2 protein-coding genes and 1 pseudogene are annotated in these 2426 nt (G+C 66.3%); 2 read left to right on the top strand and 1 reads right to left on the bottom strand.

What is annotated here, in order from left to right; genetic code table 11:
- Positions 1-215 (bottom strand): annotated as a pseudogene (locus RMO40_RS10085) (phosphoribosylformylglycinamidine cyclo-ligase); the annotation flags it as partial.
- An 88-nt stretch (positions 216-303) separates the two neighbouring features.
- On the opposite strand from RMO40_RS10085, the gene dnaX reads away from it, so the two are divergent.
- The gene (gene dnaX / locus RMO40_RS10080) at positions 304-2061 is read left to right on the top strand and encodes a DNA polymerase III subunit gamma/tau (RefSeq protein ID WP_309720059.1); all 1758 of its coding nucleotides are present in this window, start codon (positions 304-306) and stop codon (positions 2059-2061) included.
- Between the two features lie 11 nt (positions 2062-2072).
- Complete coding sequence (locus RMO40_RS10075; protein WP_309720057.1) at positions 2073-2399, top strand: YbaB/EbfC family nucleoid-associated protein; 327 nt, start codon at positions 2073-2075, stop codon at positions 2397-2399.
- Positions 2400-2426: the final 27 nt, after the last annotated feature.

Below are 2426 nucleotides of genomic sequence, written 5' to 3'. Positions count from 1 at the left end.
ACGATGGAGGCGATGTAGAACGGGCCCACGTCGACCACATAGGCCGATTCCCCGCGCGACGCCTCGACCTCGCTGAAGCCGTGCGCCAACAGGTGCGAGCCGGTTTCCTTGGCGGCGCGTTGCGCGGCCACCTTCAACGGGTCGATCAGGTCGTAGTTGACGCCCGCTTGTTCGTAGCTCAGGGTGTCGGTGGCGGCGTCTTTTTTATCATCCATGGGGTTCATCGAGGGCGGCGCTTTTTGGAAAACGCAGATTATCCGGCACGGGCCCGAAGGCCCGGTGGTGCAACCGTAGAATCAAGCCATGTCTTACCTCGTCCTGGCCCGCAAGTACCGATCGCGTGACTTTGAAGCGCTGGTCGGCCAGGAGCACGTCGTCAAGGCGCTCACCAATGCGCTCACGCAGCAACGCCTGCACCACGCCTATCTGTTCACCGGCACGCGGGGCGTGGGCAAGACCTCGGTCTCGCGCATCCTGGCCAAGGCGCTCAACTGCACCGGGCCCGATGGCACCGGCGGCATCACGGCTCACCCGTGTGGGGTGTGCGATGCCTGCCGAGACATCGACAGCGGCCGTTTTGTCGATTACGTGGAGCTCGATGCCGCCTCCAACCGCGGTGTCGAGGAAATCTCTCAGCTGCTCGACCAGGCGGTCTACAAGCCGGTGCTGGGCCGCTTCAAGGTGTATCTCATCGACGAAGTTCACATGCTCTCGAACACCGCGTTCAACGCGATGCTCAAGACCCTGGAAGAGCCGCCCGAGTACCTGAAGTTCGTGTTGGCCACGACCGACCCGCAGAAGGTGCCGCCCACGGTGCTCTCGCGTTGCCTGCAGTTCAACCTGCGGCCGATGGCGCCGCAGACGGTGCAAGAGCACCTGAGCACCGTGCTGGCCGCCGAGAAGATCGAAGCCGAGCCCGGCGCACTGCGGCTGCTGGCGCGCGGGGCGCGAGGTTCGATGCGCGATGCCTTGTCGCTCACCGACCAGGCGATTGCTTTTGGCGCGGGCAGCCTCACCGAAGCGGGTGTGCGTGAGATGCTGGGGGCGGTCGATCGCAGCCATGCGGTGCGCCTGGTCGAAGCGCTCGCCGCGGGGCAGGGCGCCGAGGTGATTGCGGCGGTCGATGGCCTGCGCAGCCTGGGCCTGTCGGCCACCGGAACGCTGGAAGAAATGGCCGCGCTGTTGCAGCAGATGGCGGTGCTGCAAGCCGTACCCGATGCGCTCGACGAGAGCGATCCCGAGGCGCCCACCGCTGCCCGCCTGGCCGGTTTGCTGGCACCCGATGAGACGCAGTTTCTCTACAGCATCGTGGTGCACGGCCGCGCCGAGCTGGGTCTGGCGCCAGACGAATACAGCGGCTTGGTGATGGTGTTGTTGCGCATGCTGGCGTTTCGGCCGGGTGGTGCAGGCACCTCGCCGCAGCGAGCTGCCGCGCCGGCCGTCGCCAAGCCGATTGCCGCCCCGGCGATGAGCAAGCCCGCAGCAGCCCCGGCGAGGCCCGCCGTGGTGGCACCCGCGCCGGTAGCTCGCGCGAGTGCGCCCACCAGCAGCGAGCCACCGCCGTGGGTCGATGTGCCGTACGAAGACGAAACCCCTTCGGTGCCGGTCGCCGTGCGTGAGCCCGAACCCGCCAAGCTGCCCGTGGCCACGTTTGCACCCACGCCGTTGGGCGACCGCTGGGCGCAGGTGGTGGCCCAGATGTCCGACGCGGCCAGCATCGGCGCCCTGGTGCGCGAGCTGGCGATGCAATCCCAATGCCTGTCGATCGACGAAGCCGCCCAGCCGCCCGTGTGGCGCCTGCGCGTGGAGCGCGAAACCTTGCGCGCACCGGCCCAGCGCGACAAGCTGCAGGCGGCCTTGTCCGACTTGCTGCAGCATGCCGTGCAGATTGAAGTTGAAGCCGGCGTGGCCAGCGACACCCCCGCGCAGCGCGCCACCGCCGAGCGCACACGCCGCCAAAACGAAGCCGAACAAATCATCCACAACGACCCGCTGGTGCAGGCCTTGATGCAGCAGTTCAAGACCGCGCGCATCGTGCCGGGCTCAGTCAAACCCCATTAGGAGAACACCCCATGATGAAAAACCAACTCGCCGGCCTGATGAAACAAGCCCAGGCGATGCAAGACAACCTCAAGAAGGCGCAGGAAGAGCTCGCCACCATCGAGGTCGAAGGCCAATCGGGTGCCGGTCTGGTGAAGGTCACCATGACCTGCAAACACGACGTGAAGCGTGTTGCCATCGACCCCAGCCTGCTGGCCGACGACAAAGACATGCTCGAAGACCTGGTGGCCGCGGCCTTCAACGATGGGCTGCGCCGCGCTGAAGAAGTCTCGCAAGAGAAGATGGGCAAGCTCACCGCCGGCATGCCGATGCCTCCGGGCATGAAGTTCCCGTTTTGAGCGCCGTGCTCCCACAAGCTCCGTTCG

This window comes from Rhizobacter sp. (assembly GCF_031412075.1).
Lineage (GTDB): Bacteria > Pseudomonadota > Gammaproteobacteria > Burkholderiales > Burkholderiaceae_C > Rhizobacter.
The sequence above is the reverse complement of the archived record's forward strand: the minus strand, read 5'-3'. Positions and strand labels throughout refer to the sequence as shown.

Bases quoted from the DNA above. Each gene is read 5' to 3' on its own strand.
- dnaX (WP_309720059.1), top strand. From the start codon at position 304: ATGTCTTACCTCGTCCTGGCCCGCAAGTACCGATCGCGTGACTTTGAA.
- RMO40_RS10075 (WP_309720057.1), top strand. From the start codon at position 2,073: ATGATGAAAAACCAACTCGCCGGCCTGATGAAACAAGCCCAGGCGATG.